15 protein-coding genes are annotated in these 19160 nt (G+C 58.9%); all 15 read left to right on the top strand.

Going from position 1 to position 19160, the window contains the following annotated elements:
* Window positions 1–40 precede the first annotated feature (40 nt).
* The 15 genes from ACTJJ7_RS11480 to ACTJJ7_RS11410 all read left to right on the top strand — a co-directional run bounded on the left by ACTJJ7_RS11480 (window position 41) and on the right by ACTJJ7_RS11410 (window position 19119).
* On the top strand, window positions 41–1231 hold the full coding sequence (locus tag ACTJJ7_RS11480) for a pyridoxal phosphate-dependent aminotransferase (RefSeq protein WP_353574346.1): 1191 nt from the start codon (window positions 41–43) through the stop codon (window positions 1229–1231).
* A 34-nt stretch (window positions 1232–1265) separates the two neighbouring features.
* On the top strand, window positions 1266–2069 hold the full coding sequence (locus ACTJJ7_RS11475) for a phosphocholine cytidylyltransferase family protein (protein WP_353574347.1): 804 nt from the start codon (window positions 1266–1268) through the stop codon (window positions 2067–2069).
* A 34-nt stretch (window positions 2070–2103) separates the two neighbouring features.
* Window positions 2104–3060, top strand: a complete 957-nt coding sequence (locus ACTJJ7_RS11470) for an NAD(P)-dependent oxidoreductase (protein ID WP_353574348.1) — start codon at window positions 2104–2106, stop codon at window positions 3058–3060.
* Window positions 3061–3070: 10 nt separating this feature from the next.
* Complete coding sequence (locus ACTJJ7_RS11465; protein WP_353574349.1) at window positions 3071–4273, top strand: CDP-alcohol phosphatidyltransferase family protein; 1203 nt, start codon at window positions 3071–3073, stop codon at window positions 4271–4273.
* A gap of 68 nt (window positions 4274–4341) precedes the next feature.
* A complete protein-coding gene (locus ACTJJ7_RS11460) occupies window positions 4342–4836 on the top strand; it encodes a ParB N-terminal domain-containing protein (protein ID WP_353608071.1) in 495 nt (164 codons plus the stop codon).
* 66 nt (window positions 4837–4902) lie between these two features.
* Entirely contained in the window at window positions 4903–5898 is a 996-nt protein-coding gene (locus ACTJJ7_RS11455) for an ornithine cyclodeaminase (RefSeq protein ID WP_353574351.1), read from the top strand.
* Window positions 5889–7223 (top strand): Y4yA family PLP-dependent enzyme, encoded by a 1335-nt coding sequence (locus tag ACTJJ7_RS11450; RefSeq protein WP_353574352.1) that lies wholly within the window; start codon window positions 5889–5891, stop codon window positions 7221–7223. The genes ACTJJ7_RS11455 and ACTJJ7_RS11450 overlap by 10 nt, the downstream gene beginning before the upstream one ends.
* Entirely contained in the window at window positions 7220–8305 is a 1086-nt protein-coding gene (locus tag ACTJJ7_RS11445; protein WP_353574353.1) for a PLP-dependent cysteine synthase family protein, read from the top strand. The genes ACTJJ7_RS11450 and ACTJJ7_RS11445 overlap by 4 nt, the downstream gene beginning before the upstream one ends.
* 97 nt (window positions 8306–8402) lie before the next feature.
* Window positions 8403–9353, top strand: coding sequence for a sugar phosphate isomerase/epimerase family protein (locus ACTJJ7_RS11440; protein WP_353574354.1), 951 nt, complete (start codon window positions 8403–8405; stop codon window positions 9351–9353).
* A gap of 78 nt (window positions 9354–9431) precedes the next feature.
* The gene (locus ACTJJ7_RS11435; protein WP_353574355.1) at window positions 9432–10325 is read left to right on the top strand and encodes a MurR/RpiR family transcriptional regulator; all 894 of its coding nucleotides are present in this window, start codon (window positions 9432–9434) and stop codon (window positions 10323–10325) included.
* A 275-nt stretch (window positions 10326–10600) separates the two neighbouring features.
* Window positions 10601–12163 carry an ABC transporter substrate-binding protein gene (locus tag ACTJJ7_RS11430; RefSeq protein WP_353574356.1) on the top strand — a complete coding sequence of 521 codons (1563 nt, stop codon included), beginning with the start codon at window positions 10601–10603 and terminating at the stop codon, window positions 12161–12163.
* Window positions 12164–12167: 4 nt separating this feature from the next.
* Window positions 12168–13121 (top strand): ABC transporter permease, encoded by a 954-nt coding sequence (locus tag ACTJJ7_RS11425; RefSeq protein WP_353574357.1) that lies wholly within the window; start codon window positions 12168–12170, stop codon window positions 13119–13121.
* Window positions 13122–13123: 2 nt separating this feature from the next.
* Window positions 13124–13981 (top strand): ABC transporter permease, encoded by an 858-nt coding sequence (locus tag ACTJJ7_RS11420; protein WP_353574358.1) that lies wholly within the window; start codon window positions 13124–13126, stop codon window positions 13979–13981.
* Entirely contained in the window at window positions 13982–15424 is a 1443-nt protein-coding gene (locus ACTJJ7_RS11415) for an ABC transporter ATP-binding protein (RefSeq protein WP_353574359.1), read from the top strand.
* 92 nt (window positions 15425–15516) lie between these two features.
* The gene (locus ACTJJ7_RS11410; RefSeq protein WP_353574360.1) at window positions 15517–19119 is read left to right on the top strand and encodes an ABC transporter ATP-binding protein/permease; all 3603 of its coding nucleotides are present in this window, start codon (window positions 15517–15519) and stop codon (window positions 19117–19119) included.
* Window positions 19120–19160: the final 41 nt, after the last annotated feature.

Raw genomic sequence — 19160 nt, 5'->3', positions numbered from 1 at the left:
GGCCTACCCAATGTCAACAATCCGGGTTTAGGAGGCGCACATGCTTGCGCAGCGGACTTCCATGTTCAAATCGTCGGGCACCGCCGCCGCACGAGCGGCCGCCAAGGCCGCAGCCGACGCGGGGAAGCAAATTGTCGATCTCACAGCCGGCGAAATCTGGTGCGACCTTGCCCCTACGATCCGGAACGGCGCGATCGAGGCAATCCAGAACGGAGTCAACCGCTACACGGACACGATCGGGCTGGCCGAACTGCGAGAGGCGCTGGCGCGAAAGGTCTCTCTGGACACAGGGCAGGTCTGGAAGTCGGACGAAATCGCCGTCACAAGCGGCGCAAAGCAGGCGTTGTTCAATACGGCCATGGTGCTGCTCAACCCCGGCGACGAGGTCATCATCCCCTCACCTTATTGGACTACCTTTCCGGCACAAGTCATGATTGCGGGCGCGACTCCTGTCTTTGTCGGGACGCGTCATAACGGTTACCTCCCACGTATCGACGATATCAAAGCCGCGGTAACCGAGAGGACCCGGGCGATTGTCATCAACACGCCCGCCAATCCAACAGGTGCGGTCTATGATGTGCAGACCCTTGTCGCAATCGCAGAGCTCGCCAGCAATCGGAATTTCTGGGTGATCTTCGACGAATGCTACGCAGACTTCGTCCACGGCCAACAGACTCACCATCCGATCGTCACCCTGGTACCTGAAGTCCGTTCACGGACCGTGATAATCAATGCGTTCAGCAAGTCACTGGCGCTAACCGGATGGCGTATCGGGTATCTCGCGGCGCCGAAGGATGTGGTCAACGCCGTGAAGGCGCTGCAGTCTCATACGACCTCCAATCCGAATGTGATCGCACAGCATGCCGTGCTTGCCCATCTTCGCCAGGGCGACGGTGTTTACGAGGGACGGCTTCGTTCCCGGCTCGCAAGCGCCAGGCAGACCGGGCTCGACGTGCTGTCGGCACTTTCCAGAGTTCCAGTGCCGAAGGCCCAAGGTGGTTTCTACTTCTATCTCGATCTCTCGGATCTGCTGAGTTCAGGAACGGCGAACGGCGCGGCAGTAACTGCCGACGACGTTGTGAATTCGCTCCTCAGCGAAGCGGGTGTCGCCGCGGTCTCAGGTGCGGCTTTCGGCGATCCCGCCGGTATCCGCATCTCTTACGGGATCCCCCCTGACATGCTCGAAACCGGGCTTTCCCGGCTCGTCGAGGTGCTGAACGCCTGGAAATGATCCGATCGACGCTCCAATCGAAAAAGGGACGCAAATGACCAACTATCATCCGAAGAAAGCCGTCATCCTAGCAGCAGGGTTTGGGTCGCGGCTGCGCCCCTTGACCGACCTTCGCCCCAAGCCGTTAGTCGAGGTCAACGGAACCCCAATCCTTCACAACGCCCTGCGAAATCTCGAGACGCTCGGCGTGGAGGAGGTCACCATCGTCGTCGGCTATCGCAAGGACGCGATCCAGTATGCCTGCGGCTCACGCTTCGGCGGACTCGAGATCAACTACGTCGAGTCTGCCGTGTTCGAAAAAACAGGGAGCGCGTATTCGCTCTGGCTGGCAAGAGAGGCGCTTCTTCAAGGCGATTGCTATCTGCTGGAAGGCGACGTCTTCTTCGAGGTGAACGCCCTCCGTTATCTTACAATAAACAATGTCGCGAACACATCGGCTGTAGCTCCATTCGATGCCTCGATGGAGGGATCAGCGGTCGTGCTCACGGACGAGGGTTACATCGCCGAGGTCCGGATGAAGCAGACCGCTGCAAATCTTGTCGACGGGTCTCCGCCTCTTTTCAAGACAATGAACCTGATGCGCCTGAGTTCCGCGGATCTCAGGAGCAAGATCGTGCCGTTCCTTGACGAGATGATCGGGACCGGCGCCGTCAAGGCCTATACGGAGGAGTTATTCGCCAATCTCATCGAGCGACGTGGATTGCGGATGGCGGCGGCGCGTTGCGATGACCTGCGATGGTACGAGATCGATAGCGCTGACGATCTTCGGATCGCGGAAAGGATCTTCGCAGCACCGGTCCAGGGCGTCAGCAACGCAGCCGAGGCGCGGAGCGCCTAAACAAGGAATTGTTCTCACTGACGAGGTGTACACGATGAAAATCCTGCTTCTAGGCCATTATCATCGCTCCATGATCGAGGAGCTCGCGGCCCGCCATGAGGTGGCACAGGTCAAGGACGGAGATTTTTCAGGATATCTCCACGATTCGGACATCGTCGTGCTACGCAGCCATGTCGTGCTTACGTCCACCGATATCGAGCGGGCAACACGGTTGAGGCTCATCATCAAGGCAGGCTCAGGCTTCGACAACATCGACATGGACGCTGCCCGCGCCCGTAGTGTCGAAGTCCACGCCACTCCTGCCGCGTCCAGTTCTGTGGCGGATCATGCTGTCGCGCTGCTGCTGTGTGCGTGGAGACGCCTGCCTCTATTCACGTCCGCGCTTCAGGCCGGTAACTGGGCAATCAAATACTCGGAGCTGGCACGGGATATTGAAGGCCAGAGGCTGGGTATTCTCGGCTTCGGTCAAATCGGCCGCATCATGGCCAAACGAAGCGCGGCCCTGGGGTTTGACATTTCTGTTTTTGACCGTTCGCCGATGAAGCGGGAAAAGCAGGAAGCGGCTGAACAGACAGGAGCGTCCTTCACCAATCTGGAAGGTGTGCTCAGCGGCTGCTCTGCTCTCTCGGTCCATCTCCCCCTCACCCGGGAAACGGAGGGAATGATTGGCAAGGCCGAGTTTGACCTTATGCCCGACGGCGTCGTGCTCGTGAACACTGGCAGAGCCGGCATCTTCGATCGATCGGCGCTGTTGGCTGCGCTGCGCTCGGGCAAGATTGCGAGCGCCGGGCTGGATGTCTTTCACTCAGAGCCGCTGGATCCGGCCGACGAACTCCTCGACCTTCCAAACGTGGTTTGCACGCCACATGTCGGCGCACAGAGCTACGAAGCAATGAGAAATGTTGGCGCCGCGGTTGTCGCTCACATCGACAGACACATCGCAGCCCAGTCAGGCGTAATCAACAAACAGAAATCGGCTATTTCCGGTTAGGTGGCCCAAAATGCAATCAGCTATCTACGCAATCGATCTTGAAAAGGTCTCTGATCCGGCATTGATTTCGAATTATTTCTTTGCACGAGCTTACGGATCTTCCTGTTTCGCGCGGAATCTGCAGATTTTGCAGCGATCGTTCCAGGAAGTTACGGTCGCCATCGTCGGGACAGACAATCTGGCGCCGGAGATCTGGGAAAAGCTGCGGCTGCTCGCCGATAGGCAAAAGTTCTCCCTAGTTTCCGGTGCACGGCAAGAGATCCCCCACGCAGAAGAGCAATCGCTCATCGTCGTCTATCACTCGGGACTCGCGCTTTTGACGAGATTTATGCCGCTGGACGTAGCTGACATGGCAGCTGCGGGTCGCGCCGATAGCAGCAATGACTTGGAAAAGAAGAGCTTGCTGCAGAAGATCAGGGCAGCTTGCCAGATCCACGGTGCGCAGATTTTGCTTTGCCAGGCATTTTCCGTAAATGGAGCACAAAACGTGCCCCTCATTCTCTATCGGAGGCAGGAAGCGATAAATGTCGCGCCTATGGCGCCCGACTTGCTAGGGGGTGTCAAGCGCCACCTGGAGATGCGCGCCTCCCAGCGGTCCATGGATGGGCCAGTATCGCGCCTGATCGTTCGGCATCTTTGCCATCTCGCCTCCAAACCGCTTGCAGCGGCTGGCGTACATCCCAACTACGTGACACTTGCCGGCGCCTTTTTCGCGCTTCTGGCCGTCTTGCTGTTTCTGGACGGCCGGAACTTGCCGCTCGCGATTGGCGGTATTTGCTGGCTCATGGGCGGTATCCTCGACGAAGCCGATGGCGAGGTGGCGAGGCTACAGGGGAAAGAATCGACATTCGGCTCCTGGCTTGATCTGACGCTGGACCGCTTTTTTGATGCCGCGATGTTGCTGGCGCTTGCTTGGCCATTGACGTCCTCCGATCACTACGGAGAGGGGTATCTGATCATCACGCTTTGCGCGCTGGTGGCCGTTTCGGCCAGCAGCTACACCGGGCTGCTTTACGACAGCTGGATGCGATCGAAGGATCGACATGCCTATTTCCGGCTCGGGCGCGACGTCAGAATATTGATCGTCACGCTCTCGGCGCTCTTCGGTTTCCGGATGCTTCCCATCGTGCTCTGCGGTATTTTCGCGGCCACGGAAATCTGCCGGCGGTTCTGGGTGTGCTGGCGCATCGAGCGGAGCAGCCGCGTCATCTAGGTTGAAGATTTTGCACCTAATCAGGTGTCGACACGTGGATGCGAGCGACGCAGTGGAAAGGAGCTACAATGGCCTCTGTATATTGCCTTTTCGACCCTCTCAGGCTTTCGCCGACGGAAGAGGTGGATCTGTCGAGAGTGGAAGAGCTTGAAGCCAAGATACTTTCCGACGGTCGTTGGACAGAGCCGATAATGGCGCACAAGGACGCCCATTTCGTCATGGATGGGCACCACCGCCTCACCGTCGCAAAACGACTCAATCTCGCATCCTTGCCTGTTGTCTTTTTGGGATATGAGGAAGTGCGGGTTACGGCATGGCGTGATGGCGAGTCGATTACGCCGGAAGACATCGTTGCGATGGCTCAGAGCGGACGATTGTACCCGGCCAAAACGACGAGACACATTCTGCAGGGCCCTCTTCCCTCTTGTGATATTCCGCTTGAACGGCTCGGCTGCTCGAAAACGGCAGAACTTCGAAACACGTTCTCCGCGAACCTGCAAAATCAAGTGTCGATGTCAGCTACATCCCGCCAAAAGCCATTTTCGGTGCTCGGAAAGGAATAAGTCGGGCCATCGGTCTCAGGCGTCAGCGGTTATCGAACCTCATAGAACCTGGAAGGGAAAAAGCAGATGAACAGATCTTATCTACACACACCTGCGCTTTACATACTCAGCCGGGCGGAACTTGCTGACATCGATCTATCGCCGGCCGAGGTTATCCAGCTCGTTGAAGACGCTTTTTTATACTATGCCAACGGTCAGTCGCGTTGCCCAACGAAACTGGCGATGCCACTTCCGAAAGAAGAGCGGGATTCGGTTTCCTATTCGATGCTCGGCTACGACGGCGCACTGGAGCAACTCGGGTTCAAGACATCCTATCGGCAAGGCAGTGACAACGCTGATAAATATTACACCACGATCAGCCTTTATGATGACACGACCGGCTTGCCCTTCGCGCTCATGGATTGCCTTAAAGTCGGCGGCTACCGCACCCCGGCAACGACGGCCGTCATCGCGAAATATTGCGCCAGAGACGACGCGCGTTCGGCCCTTATGATTGGAACCGGTGCGCAGGGGGTGAACACCCTTGCATATCTGCTCACGGCGCTTCCGAATTTGGAGACTTTACGTCTTTTTGGCACACATCCCGACGGCATCGCGTTAAGTCTCTCAATTTTCGAGAAACATTTCCCGGATCGGCAGATCGAATTGGTGGATGATGTTCCCCAAGCGGTCGCAGCATCGGATATTGTCGTAACGGCATCAGGACGGGCCGCACATCCAAAAGTACAAACGCTGTGGCTGCCACCCGGCGGCCTCCTGATTTCAGTTGCAAGCAAGGGGGTTGAGTCTGGCGCCCTTGGCCAAGCCGACTTTGTCATTGCGACAAACGAGGAGCAAATGGGTGCCAAACATAAGCGACTGGCCGGTACCGATGGCACCGCAAATGTGGATGCAGATCTACCGAACATTATTGCACGTCGGCAATCAGGACGCCGAACTCAGGATGACAGGGTCTTCGCCTTTAACAGCGGGATGATTATTACGGATATTCCGGTCGCGCATGCCCTGGCGATCAAAGCAATCGCAGCAGGCCGTGGCGGGAGGGTCGAATTGTGGAGTTAGAAGTTTCTTCCCTGCGCGCCATTGAGCGCGACTGGGCAATCGCGGTTCGCCGGGATACCCCTTTCCTCGAGCAGATCGCCCGTGCCGTTCAGGGTCCCTTTCATCTTGTTCATCCCGGAAGTTTCGCTGACAATCTCCTCCAATTCAAAGAGGTGTTGAGAAGGCACGATGTGCCGGGAGATGTCTATTTTGGGAAAAAGGCCAATAAATCGGGGGCCTGGCTGCGAGAAATCGCGAGGCTCGACGGGCGCGTCGATGTCGCTAGTATCCCGGAGTTCGTTCATGCTCTCGCCAACGGCATAAGAGGCGAGAGCATTGGCGTTACCGGGGCGGCGAAGAGCGACGAGCTTTTATGGCTGGCATCCCGACATCAAGCCATCGTCGCTGTCGACGCACTGGACGAGCTCGGGCGGGCGATCGCTATCGCTGCGCAGTCCAAGCCTCTGCACATCCTGCTGAGGGTACTCCCGCCTACGGCGCCGGACAGTCGCTTTGGGCTGAACGACAAAGATTTCGACATCGCACTCAAGAGATGCGCGGAAGCGAAATCTCACATTGTCATGGAGGGACTGTCCTTTCACCTCGAAGGCTACGAGGTGAAACCTCGCGCAGAGCTGGCACTTGCGCTAGTTCCCAAATTACTAGAGGCGCGGGCTATCGGCCTGAAAGCGTCGGCGATCTCAATCGGCGGTGGATTCGCCTGCAGCTTCGTGTCCGAGAAGGATTGGACGGCATTCAAGGAAACGTGCCATCCCGGGCAATTCCATGCCAACAAGACATTTTCGCACTTTTACCCGTTCTATCAATCGCCCATGGGCGCGAGGATGCTGGACGCTATCCTCGATAGTCCGGCGGAAGGCGCAAACCTTGCGGCCGAGCTGCGGCGCCATGAAATCCGGCTTTTTCTCGAACCAGGCCGTGCGCTTCTCGATGGCGCAGGCATGACGGTCTTCCCTGTGCAAGGGTACAAACAAAACCAGGATTACGGCATCGTCACAGTCGCGGGGCTTAGCATGAGCATGTCAGCTCAATGGGTCAACAGCGAGTTTCTTCCCACCCCGATGCTGGTCCAGTTGGGTCCGGAACGTCCACAAGAGCTCACCCGAACGGCGATCGGGGGATCCAGTTGCATGGAGTACGATGTTATCACGTGGCGCAAAGTGCACTTTGAGGCGCGGCCGCGCTATGGCGATCTGATCGTCTATCCCAACACGGCTGGTTACCAGATGGACAAGAACGAAAGCTCGTTTCACCAGCTTGCCCTTCCTCCCAAGATCGTCGTTTCCGAGCAGGACAAACGTTTCGTTTGGAGGATAGAGCAATGACCTTCCAGGATATGCACTCGCCGATGAACATCGCCACCGCAGGGTCTCAGCTGATCGGCAATACGCCCCTGTTCGAACTTGCGAGGACCGGATCAGGCATCCGGCTCCTGCTGAAGATGGAACAACTCAATCCGACGGGATCCTGCAAGGTGCGCATGGCGCGAGAGATGATCCTGGCAGCCGAGCGAGACGGTCGCCTGAAACCCGGCGGGCAAATCGTCGAGTCGAGCTCAGGCAATACAGGAACCGGACTCGCATTCGTCGCCATAGAGCGCGGTTATAAGTTCATCGCAGTTGTCGACAACAACGCCGCGCGAGCAAAATTAAGCGCCATGAGAGCTCTGGGCGCGGAGTTGCGCTTCGTGGGCGGTCAAAGAAGCGATACGGCCAGCACGATCGAACGTATGCGGGTCGCTGGCGAGATCGCCGAGACCGAAGGCGCTTTCTGGCCGGACCAGCACCATAACCCGAACAACAATCTCGGATATGTAGGTCTCGCAAAAGAGCTGCTTCGCGATGTCGGCTCCGATCTCAGATATCTGGTTGGGGCTGTCGGAACGGGCGGAACACTTTGCGGAACCGTCAAGGAGCTGCGCCGTCTCGGCTCAAAAGTCGTCAGTATCGGTGTGGAGCCTGCGGGCTCGATAATCTTCGGCGGCTCGCCCTACCAACATTGGCAAACCGGAGCCGGTGCACCAGCCGGATTTTGCGTCGGGCCGAACGTCGATCATTTCCTGATTGATGAGGAGCTCACCGTCGCTGACGTCGATGCGTTCGCGACAGCACGCATCGTCGCACGGAGGACCGGCTTCCTGGTCGGAGGGACAGCCGGAATGGCGATTTACGTCGCGCTGAGACGTTTACCTTTGCTGGAGCCGGGCAGTACCATTGTCGTCCTCGTCTGCGATGCGGGGGAGAAGTATCTCGACACAATTTACAATGATGATTGGCTCAATGAACGGCAGTTGCTCGACGCGCCGGCCTATCGGCGAATTGAACGGATGTTCGACGCCTATCGGGCGTCTTTGCAGATCGTATCGCCGCCTGGCAAGCCAATCGCATCATCACGGCTGGCCAGCTGAGCGGTAATGACGCTGCGAGCTCCGCAGCGAGACGAGTGGCAACTTACGTGTGGCGCCTCGTCGATCAAAGGGTTCAACGCCAAGAAGGAGTAGTAGCATGGACACGTGCATAACTGTCTGGCAATGGCCCGACGATGAACGCTGGTACGACGAAGGTATCAAGCGCTCCCTGCGGCTGATTTCCGAAGCCGGGTTCACCCATATCAACTGGAACCCCGATTCCGGAAATTCCTATATGCTCAGCGACGCCGAGATTGCTTTCACCGCTGAGATGGTCCGCGCATCGGGACTTAAGGTGAAATCCGTTCACGGCTCCAACGGCCGAAATCCGATCGGCGAAGTTCAGTGGCGAAAAGATCGGCGTGAAGGCAGGGAAACGCGAAGGGACATCCTGTCCCCCCACGAATGGCAGCGGCAGAGCGGGGTGGAACTGGTCAAAAACCGGGTTGATCTGGCAGCAGCTTTCGGTTCGCCTGACATTGTGATGCATATCGACATCACGGATGACGTCTTCCGCTCAAGGGAGGCCGAGGAAGCTTTTTTCACTCCGCTTTGGACCTCCCTGGAAGAGCTTCAGCCATATTGCCTGAAGAAAGGTGTCAAAATCGCCGTCGAAACATTGTTCTGCGCGTCTGCTGAGAGCTTCCTAATGCTCTACGATCGACTGTTCGCACGCTTTCCGGCCGAGTTTGTCGGTCTGTGCTTGGACACCGGCCATTGGGAAATGATTGATCCTGGCGCATGCACCGTGCTTAAACAGTTCGGAGACCGCCTCATCACGACACATGTCAACGACAATTTCGGCGCGACCGACGATCATCTGCTGCCGTTCGACGGCCGTATCGACTGGGGGGTCGTCACCGGTTTGATTGCAGGAACACCATATGAACAGCCGTTGAACCTCGAAACTCATATTGACCGCTACAGCATGCCAGAAGCCGCTTTTTATCGGCGGGCTCACAAAGTTGCCATTCGTCTCGAAGAAATGATTGCGGTCTATCGAACGAAGGATCGCAACGCCCCGGAAGGAGTCCGCAGCGTTGCATGACGCAAGCCTTGCGAATGATGGCAGTCGCACGACATCGGTTCGCTCGCAGCTGGAATTCGTGCTTCTTTCGAGCTAGATATGTGGCTCACCCCTTACGGGGACACCCTGAAACCGACGGTGGAATATGGCATGCTGGACGTGCAGCAAAGACAGAATCTGAGCGGTGCGGCAAGCCGGCTTCTCAACTATATCGAACGGCACCCCAATGCGGTGCTTGTCAGCTCCGCTCTCGATCTGGCTGCCAAGATCGATGCATCCGATGCCACCGTTATTCGATCGATCCAGGCGCTTGGCTTTGATGGCCTCCCTCACCTCAAGACCGTGATCGCAGAAAAGCTGGACGAGGGCACCCGCACACCTGTGGAGAAGGTGGGGGTGACGGTGAGTGAGTTGACGCAGGATCGGACCCGCCCCCCCCTTCAACTGGTTATAGAAGCCTATGCGAGGACGCTTGAGAAACTTTCGCACCCAACACTGGCCGAAGATTTCGAAGCCGCCGCAAAGCTGCTGAACGATGCTAGCCGCGTCGGGCTTTTTGGGGGTGGGCCGCTATCCCGACTAGCGCAGCAAACCGCAACGCATCTTGGGCGCATAGGTCGGACGGCCTTTGTCATGGAAGGGACGGGCCACGCCTTTGCGGACGCTCTTCTTTGTCTTCAGCCGGGCGATGCGGTCATCCTCCTCGCCTATGGCAAGGTTCACAAGGAAAGCCTGCTGATCAAGGAAGAACTTCAGCGTGTTGGCGGGAAGCTCGTAGTTATCACCGACAATCCTGCGGGTCGTCTTGCAAAAGGTGCACAGGCAGTTCTCGAAACGCCGCGTACCGAGGTGGGCAATATGACGTTCTATGGTACAATCCTGCTGGCGCTTGAAACCCTGGTCCTGTCCTTGACCCAGCTCGGCCCGGAGCGGGCCATGGAAACAGCGCGTCGCCTTCGGGATTTCCGCGAAGAACTTGATCACGGCCATTGAACAGTACCGGCTAGGTATGTGCGTCGTGAACGCTACGTCAAGCCGAGGAAATTGCAAGACGATCTCCGGTTGACCGGGACGAAGCAGATGAAGCGCTGTGTTCCCGGGAAAATTAAACTTGATTGCATTAATCATGAATGGTAACAGACACTACGCTGTGTAGTGGGCAGGTTCCGGCAGACGCCGCCATTTCACAGGCTGCGGGGTGCCACGGACGCTGACGGCTTGGTTCGGGCACTGTCGCTGTGTCCGATTCAACGCCAGGAGCCCGATCTATGATATCCAGAAGAACCGTTCTGACTGCCTCCCTGGCCCTAGGGATCGCAGCAGCAACCCCGTGGAAGCACACCGCATGGGCGCAGGGCGATCGTATCCTTCAGATCGCTTCGCTGCGCGAGATCAGCAGCCTCGATCTGGCTGACACCAGCTACCATTTCCGCCGCCTGCGCGTCGCCGAGACGCTCGTAACCATCGACCCGGAAGGTAAGCTCGCTCCCGAACTCGCACAGAGCTGGTCGGTCAGTGATGATGGGCTGGCCTGGACTTTCGTCATTCGCGAGGGTGTTCGGTTCCATGACGGATCAGTCCTAACGCCCGAAATCGTCCGCGTTGCGATCGAAGCCATGCGCAAGGCAAACACCAATGCCGAGTTGGTGTCGAGGCTGCCAATCTCAGACGTGCGCGTGAAGGGTCAGGCTGTGGTCGTGACGCTGGAGCGCCCGTTCAGCCTGGTTCCAGACTTCTTCACCGATGGCCCGGCCGTGATTCTGGCGCCGTCATCGTTTGCCGCTGATGGGACTGTGGCTCAGATCATCGGTACCGGACCGTATCGGATCACCGAGATCGAAGGAAAGACTTTGGTCAAGCTCGAAGCCTTCCCCGACTATTGGGGCGAGCAGCCCCATATCACGAGAGTTCATTTCACCGGCGCGGCGTCCACCGATACGATTGCCAACATGGCTGAGGCAAGGCAGGCAGATCTCGTCCTCGGCGTGCCACCGGCACTGCGTGATCGCGTGGAAGCGAGCGGGGTGCGCATAAAGCGGGCCCAGACCGCACGTATCTTCGGAATCATCTTCAATGCCGAAGATGGGAGGTTCAATGGCCCCGCGGAGCGCCGCGCTATTTCCCTGGCCCTTGATCGGCAAGGAATCGCTGCTGCGCTGTTCGGCAACGGTGCGGCCGCTGCCAACCAACTATTCTCTTCCGCATTCCCGAACTGGTATGATCCCAACCTGCCGCAGATAGAGCGCAACGTCGACGAGGCCAAGCGGATCCTGGCCGAGGCGGGCTGGGCCGCGGGACCAGACGGCATCCTTACCCGCGACGGGACGCGGTTCTCATTTACGGCGATTGCCCAGAAGCGCTTTGAAATACCGCTTCTGGCAGAGGCTGTTCAGGCGCAACTCGCCGAAGTGGGCATCAAGGTCAATGTTGAACTGGGGGGCGCAGGGCAAGTCCTCGAATCGGTGGCCAACGGCAGCTTCGTCTTCGGCTTTACCCCACGCAACTATGGTGCGGTGCCGGACCCTGTAGCTACCCTAGTCCTGGATTATGGCGCAGAAAATGCAGCGACATCCCCATGGAGCGGTATCAATTATCGCAATCCGGAGATGCAAAGTGGTCTCAACGCGTATCTTGCCGCACGGAACAAGGACGAGGTTACGGAAGCCCGTAATAGGCTCCTCGCCATCGTGAACAGCGGTGATCTCCCGGTCGTCCCGTTGGTTTGGTCCGACTACTACGTCTCGGTTTCCGAACGGGTCGATGTCGACAGCGTGCCAGTAGATGCGCTGGAGGTGAGTTTCTGGATCGATCGCGTCAGATGGGCGGAGTAAACTGATGCCCATCCGCCGCATAGTCGGTGCAATCCTTGGCCATATGGTGGCGGTGGTGGGGGTGGCTATCGCGGTTGCCACCCTAGCCTTCATCGCCGTCCAAACGGCACCAGGCGATGTGGCTTTCCGCATCGCCGAGGCCCGCTTCGGCGAGAACTTCAGCATGCGGTCGGTGGAGCAGGCACGCGAAGCGGCGGGAATGAGCCAGCCGATCATCGTCCAGTACGGACGGTGGGTCGGCTCGGCGCTAACCGGACAATTGGGGCGATCCATGGTTAGCGGTCGTCCGGTTGCCCCGGAGGTGTGGCGTAGCTTCCAAACCACGCTCAGCATCGCTGTCGCCGGTGTCAGCCTGGCTTTCATTGTCAGCATGACCATAGGTTTTGCGGCAGGCATGCGGCGGGACAGCATCATCGATCGGGCGTTTCTCGTCGTCTCCGCCGTCCTGTCGTCTGTGCCCTCTTTTCTGCTTGGCATCTTCCTGATCACGACATTCGCCATCGGTCTGCAATGGCTGCCGGCCGCCGGCAACAATTTGCCGGGCTACGCCGTTCTTCCCTCATTGACGCTTGCGATCGCGCTGCTGCCGGATCTTTCCCGCGTCGCCCGCAACGCCGTGGTTCGTACGATGCAGGATTTTTATCCGACCTACGGCCGCATCAAGGGACAAAGCTGGCTGCGGATCATTCTTTTCCATGCGCTGCGACCGACGCTCGTACCTGTCGTCGCCTATTCCGGGCCGCTGATGGCGGGTACGATCGGCGGTCTGGTTGTCATCGACGTCCTCTTCAATCTCGATGGCCTCGGGACCCAGTTGATCGACAGCGTGCTCGCCGCCGATATACCGATGGCCATGGGTGCGGGGCTGCTGATTGGCATTTCTGTCGTTGTCGTCAATGGCATTGCGAATATCGCCGTGCAATTGCTCGATCCACGTCTGATCGCGCCGGGACCCTGACCATGACCATGCGGCTACCCGAACTGCTTCTTGAAAAGCGCCGGATCCTGCCATCGCCGGGTATCGTGCTCTTCGGTTTCCTGCCGCTGGGCATCATGCTTTTTCTGGTCCTGTTCGGACCGGCGTTACTGACCGTCGATCCCAACCGCCAGGCCCTCAGTGCCGCCTATGCGCCGCCATCGGCGGAACATCTGCTCGGCGCAGACAATCTCGGTCGTTCGCTCGCCGCCCGTGTGATCGCCGGTGCACGCATCTCGCTGGGAATAGCGGTGGCCGGGGCGATCGCGTCGTTGATTACCGGCCTGGCGCTCGGTTTCCTCTCGGCGTTCCATGGCGGCTGGATCCGGCAGGTGATCATGAGGCTCTCCGACGTGATCATCGCCTGCCCGAGCCTTCTGTTCGTCATTCTCGTTTCCAGCCTGCTGGGTGGTGGGATCGGCCCGATTCTCTTCGGCCTCTGGATGTCGCAATGGCCGGGCTTTGCCCGCCTGACGGCTGCCATAGCCCGGCGGGAACTGGCCTCCGATCATGTCGAGGCCTCGCGCCTACTCGGATTTGGTCGGACATATGTCTTCCGCGTTCATGTGCTGCCGGCGATCGCACCGTATCTGACTTCCCTTGGAGCCCTCACTGTTGGCGCCAATGTCTTGACCATCTCGTCCGTCGGTTTCCTCGGCCTCGGCCTCAGACCGCCGGACGCCGAATGGGGTGCGATGATTGCGGGAACCATGACCTTCTTCCGCAGCTATCCACACATGGTGCTGGCCCCAGCCGCGGCGATTCTCATCTGCACGCTATCGGCCACGGTGATCGGCGAATATTATAGTGGGCGTCGCCAAGGCGTCGGGGAGGCCGTCTGAGTGGGCACTCTTGCCGTCGAAAATCTGACGATCGCAACACCGCACCGCGTTGTTGTCGAGAACGTTTCCCTGACCGTAGCGTCGGGCGCGATCCTTGCCGTGCTGGGGGAGACAGGTAGCGGCAAGAGCCTGATCGGCAGCGCTATCATGGGCCTCGTCCCGAAAGGCGTTTCCGTGTCCGGCCGCGTCGTTGTCAACGGTCGCATATATGATGCGAGCGACAGCCATGCGCTTCGATCGCTCTGGTCGAAGGATATTTTTCTACTGCCGCAGGAACCCTTCAACGCACTTGCCCCGCTGCTCAGTGCTGATGTCCAGGTTGCCGAGCAGATCAAGGCGCCGACGACCTCGGCCGATGCTGCCGCGGCGCTTTCCGCGATGCAACTGGACACCGAGCATCACCGCAAGCGACCGTTCGAGCTTTCGGGCGGCATGGCGCAGCGCGTCATGGCTGCAATTGCATCTGTTACCCGCGCCGGCATTGTCATCGCCGACGAACCGACCAAGGGGCTCGACGCAGACCGACGTAGCGTGGTGGCGGAGGTGTTCAAAGCACTGCGAGAAAGCGGCCGCGCAATCCTCCTGATCACCCACGATATAGCACTCGTGCGGTTGCTGGCCGATCAGATTGCGTTCCTCGACGAACGTACGATAATCGAATCCGGACCGGCCGCCTCGGTCCTGCGCCAGCCGCGAACGGACTATGCGCGTCGTTATATAGCCAGTGACCCGTCGACCTGGGAACGTCGCGCCTATTCGCGCTCGCACACGCCGAAGGTGATCGAGGCCGATCATCTACGTATCGGTATCGGCAACCGCGTTCTCGCGGACAATCTGAATTTTCATTGCCATGCCGGACACATCTCAGCGCTCCTGGGCAAGAGCGGCATTGGCAAGACGACGCTTGGCCGGACCTTGCTCGGCCAGACCACTCCCCTCGGCGGCACTATCCGTCGGCCGATCGGCAAACAAGGCAAGTTTCTTCAGAAACTCCATCAGGATCCAACGCGCGTATTCTCGCCCTGGCAGTCCCTTGGGCGCAGCATGGAAGACCTGCGTAGTATACCGGATGGCGAGCGCATCCTGAGCGAAGTTCCCGGGTTGATGCAGCGTTTCGGCCTGCGTCGCGACCTGCTCGATCGCCGTCCGCACCAAGTCAGCGGCGGGGAAGCACAACGACTTGCGCTTGTTCGGATCCTCGCGACGAAGCCGGGGATGCTGATTGCCGACGAACCTACGTCTCGACTTGATCCACCTGTGCAGGAGCAGGTCATACGATATCTGCGCAAAGTGGCTGACGAGGACGAGCTGGCTATTCTGTTGATTACCCACGACCGCGACCTGGCTACCGCTATCGCAGACCGCCAGATGTTGATGGTGGCCGAACCGACCTCACCCGCGACACTGCTCGACGTCACTCGAGCGCATCTCCATACCATCTGAACAGCACGTAATAGACATTACGCTGCTTATCGGATATATCTGCATTGCGTAGCTATTACTACGTTTCGCGTCATCCCGGTAAGGACATCCTCATGCAATTCGACCCTCAGCTTTGGAAGGCAACCATAGGCTTTCGATCCCGTATCGCCGCTGCAATCGGACTTGGCTTCCTGTCATTGATGCTCGGGATTGCACGATTCGTTGTCCTTGGCTGGTTGATTGCCCGCTTGTTTGAAGGCGCCGGACTCGCCGATCTCGGGGTGGCAATGGTTCTCCTGCTGGCAGTGATATTTCTGCGCATGGGGCTTGAGTACGGCCGTGCAGTCCTTGCACACCGCACGGCGGCTCTTATACAGGACCGCGTGCGTCTGAGCCTTTACGACCAGATCGTCAGGCTGGGACCAGCATGGCTCGCAGAGCGGCGCACAGGAGCGATCGCACTTTCGACCATCGACGGTGTCGAGCAGCTTCAAACCTTCTTCGGTCAGTTCCTTCCTCAGTTTGCCATTGCACTGCTCGCCCCGGTCCTTCTCTTTGTTATCCTTTCCTTTTGGGACATTCCTGTCGCTGCGGTCATCTCTGTCTCCGCGATACTGGCTCTCATCCTGCCGGTTGTTCTCAATAAGATCGGCGAGGAGTCGACGCTACGACGCGTCCGTTCCTTCAAAGCTTTTGGCGCGGACTTCCTAGATGCCGTTCAAGGGTTGCCGACGCTGAAGGCATTTGGGCAAAGCGCTGCCTTCGGTGACCGCCTGGCGCTCAAGGCAAACCAGTTGGCTGAAAGTACGATGTTCGTTCTGCAGGCGAGTCTGATGAGCAGGGCGCTGACCGACCTTGCCATTGCCGGCGGCGCGGCCGCCGCTATCGCTCTCGGGGCCTGGCGCGTCAGTCACGGGGAAATGAGTATCGAGGCACTGCTGATCGTTCTGATGGCCGGAACCGAAGTGTTCCGCCCGTTGCGCGATCTGCGGTCACTGCTTCACCGTGGAATGATGGCAAACGCGGCAGCTGTCGGGATCAAGAGCTTGCTGGATGCGACGCCGCCACGGCCACCGCGCGAAACAACCTCCAGCCCGGACCTGGAACCCTCAATCGCGTTCGAGAATGTTGAATTCAGCTATTCGGATGAACGCGGTGCAGCGCTTAAGGGCATTTCGTTCGACGTAAAGACCGGCGAGCGTATCGGTATCGTCGGTTACAGCGGTTCCGGAAAATCGACGATCGTCAAGTTGCTCCTTCGATTTTACGACCCCGATTCCGGCTCGATCCGCGTTGGCGGTCATGAGGTCACGACGCTATCGGCCGACCACATCCGCGACCAGATCGCCGTTGTTCAGCAGGATACCTACTTGTTCTACGGAACGGTCGAGGACAACATCCGTATTGCGCGTCCCGGCGCGACCATGGAGGAGATCGAGGCGGCCGCTTGTGCAGCCAATGCGCATGAATTCATCTCGGCCCTGCCGCAGGGCTATCGCTCGGTGATCGGGGAGCGCGGTCTGCGACTGTCCGGCGGGCAACGACAGCGCATCGCTATCGCGCGTGCGGTTCTAAGAAACGCTCCGATCCTCGTTCTGGACGAAGCACTGTCGTCTGTCGACGCCGAGAATGAAAGCGTCATTCAGGCTGCCCTTGACGATCTCGCCCGCCAACGGACCACTGTCGTCCTCGCCCATCGCCTTTCGAGCGTCATCGATGCCGATCGCATCCTTGTGGTGTCCGACGGACGTATCGCCGACAGCGGCACGCATGCGGAACTGATAGCCCGCGACGGCCCCTATCGAAGCCTGATGGCCGAGCAGATTGCGCTCAGCGAGCGTGATGCCTTGCTCGACTTCACACCTGCTGCGGCAACGCGGGAAAAGAACGAAGTCACTGTCGTACGGAAATCCGCCGCAGAAACGCGGCTCACCGAAGGCGAGAAGATCGCCGCAGGTCTCACAGCATTCCAGACGCTTGGAACGCTGTTCAGTCTCATTGGGCCCTGGCGCCGGCAATTGATCCTGACCGTCACCTCCGGGGTGGGACGCGTCTACGCCTTGATTGGCGTCAGCGCCCTCAGTGCCCTGACGGTCGCAGCCATCAAGACGGGCTCATCTTTCGGACCGTACCTGATCTGGATGGCGGTACTGGTCCCCCTTGCGGCATTCCTGCAATGGAACGAGTCCTGGCGGTCCCACGACATGGCGTACAGATTGCTCGCGCAAATGCGCGTTGATCTCTACCGCGTCCTGGACAAACTTGCACCGGCATATCTGCTCAAGCGTCGATCCGGAGACCTCGTCTCGCTTGGCACGCAGGACGTCGAGACGGTCGAATATTTCTTCGCCCACGTGGTCGCACCTGCAATAGTAGCGCTGCTGGTGCCGACGAGCGTGCTGATCGCCCTCGCCTTCATAGCATGGCCAACCGCAATCGTCCTTCTGCCTTTCCTGCTCTATGCGGCCCTCGCACCTGTTTTCGAGCGGCGTAAGGTGGACGAACTCGGCGGGCAGGCGCGCAAAGACCTGGGGGGTCTCAACGCCTTCGTCGTTGACACGGTCCAGGGCCTGGGTGAGCTCATCGCCTTTCGTTCGACCGCAACACGCCGGAAAGCCTTTGAGGAGCAAACGGCCGAGTATCAGCGTACGAGGCTCGCTCTCAATGCCGATCTTTCATTCCAGGTCGCGAAGCAGGAACTGGTCCTGGCGCTCGGCTCGGCATCAGTCCTGATCACCTCGGCGGTCCTGATACACACCCATGCATTCGAGCCTTCCTATTTGCCGCTTGTCACTCTGCTCTCCTCCGCGGCGTTCGTCCCGGTGTCGGAGCTTGCCCAGGCGGCAAGACAACTCGCGGATTCGATCGCATCGACCCGGCGGGTCCGCGCCGTTCACGTCGAACCGGTTCCCGTCACGGACGGGCCGGAGTTGCTGCCGGAGACGAGCGGTGGATCGCCCCTTGAATTCTCGAACGTCACCTTTTCCTACGACAGGACTGGTCCTGCCGTTCTTGAAGACATCGATTTCAAGGTGCCGGCCGGCGCGAGGATTGCCCTTGTGGGCTCATCTGGAGCCGGCAAGACGACGATCGCAAATCTCATGCTCCGTTTCTGGGATCCTGAGAAGGGGCGCATCTCGATAGACGGCCATGACGTTCGTGACATCACGCTGGACAGTCTTCGCGAACATATCGCGCTCGTTGCGCAGGATACGTATCTATTCAACGCGACGCTGGCTGATAACATTCGCCTCGCCCGTCCTGACGCATCCGATGATGACCTGAACCTCGCCATCCAACGCGCTGCGCTCTCGGATTTCGTCGCTTCATTGCCAGCCGGACTGGAGACGCCGGTCGGAGAGCGAGGTGTTCAACTCTCCGGCGGGCAGAGGCAACGAATATCCATCGCCCGTGCGTTCCTCAAGAATGCTCCGGTGCTGATCCTCGACGAAGCGACATCCCATCTGGACGCTGCCAGCGAGGCGCACGTGCGGAAGGCGCTCGATGAACTGATGATCGATCGAACGACCGTGATCATCGCTCATCGCCTTTCCACCATTCGGGCAGCCGATGAGATCCTGGTCATGCGCGATGGTCGCATCGTTGAACGGGGAACTCATCACGATCTGATAGACTTGGGCGGCTTCTATGCTGAGCTTATTGGCCATCAGTCCGCCGGGATATCAAGGATGGAATTTGCTGCGGCCAGAAGTTGATGAAGAACCGTGTTTCCTGGCGCGCCTCAGGCTGGGCTTGT

It is taken from the genome of Phyllobacterium sp. 22229, from assembly GCF_052056495.1.
Taxonomy (GTDB): Bacteria; Pseudomonadota; Alphaproteobacteria; order Rhizobiales; family Rhizobiaceae; genus Phyllobacterium; species Phyllobacterium myrsinacearum.
The sequence above is the reverse complement of the archived record's forward strand: the minus strand, read 5'-3'. Positions and strand labels throughout refer to the sequence as shown.

Bases quoted from the DNA above. Each gene is read 5' to 3' on its own strand.
- ACTJJ7_RS11480 (WP_353574346.1), top strand. From the start codon at position 41: ATGCTTGCGCAGCGGACTTCCATGTTCAAATCGTCGGGCACCGCCGCC.
- ACTJJ7_RS11475 (WP_353574347.1), top strand. From the start codon at position 1,266: ATGACCAACTATCATCCGAAGAAAGCCGTCATCCTAGCAGCAGGGTTT.
- ACTJJ7_RS11470 (WP_353574348.1), top strand. From the start codon at position 2,104: ATGAAAATCCTGCTTCTAGGCCATTATCATCGCTCCATGATCGAGGAG.
- ACTJJ7_RS11465 (WP_353574349.1), top strand. From the start codon at position 3,071: ATGCAATCAGCTATCTACGCAATCGATCTTGAAAAGGTCTCTGATCCG.
- ACTJJ7_RS11460 (WP_353608071.1), top strand. From the start codon at position 4,342: ATGGCCTCTGTATATTGCCTTTTCGACCCTCTCAGGCTTTCGCCGACG.
- ACTJJ7_RS11455 (WP_353574351.1), top strand. From the start codon at position 4,903: ATGAACAGATCTTATCTACACACACCTGCGCTTTACATACTCAGCCGG.
- ACTJJ7_RS11445 (WP_353574353.1), top strand. From the start codon at position 7,220: ATGACCTTCCAGGATATGCACTCGCCGATGAACATCGCCACCGCAGGG.
- ACTJJ7_RS11440 (WP_353574354.1), top strand. From the start codon at position 8,403: ATGGACACGTGCATAACTGTCTGGCAATGGCCCGACGATGAACGCTGG.
- ACTJJ7_RS11435 (WP_353574355.1), top strand. From the start codon at position 9,432: ATGTGGCTCACCCCTTACGGGGACACCCTGAAACCGACGGTGGAATAT.
- ACTJJ7_RS11430 (WP_353574356.1), top strand. From the start codon at position 10,601: ATGATATCCAGAAGAACCGTTCTGACTGCCTCCCTGGCCCTAGGGATC.
- ACTJJ7_RS11425 (WP_353574357.1), top strand. From the start codon at position 12,168: ATGCCCATCCGCCGCATAGTCGGTGCAATCCTTGGCCATATGGTGGCG.
- ACTJJ7_RS11420 (WP_353574358.1), top strand. From the start codon at position 13,124: ATGACCATGCGGCTACCCGAACTGCTTCTTGAAAAGCGCCGGATCCTG.
- ACTJJ7_RS11410 (WP_353574360.1), top strand. From the start codon at position 15,517: ATGCAATTCGACCCTCAGCTTTGGAAGGCAACCATAGGCTTTCGATCC.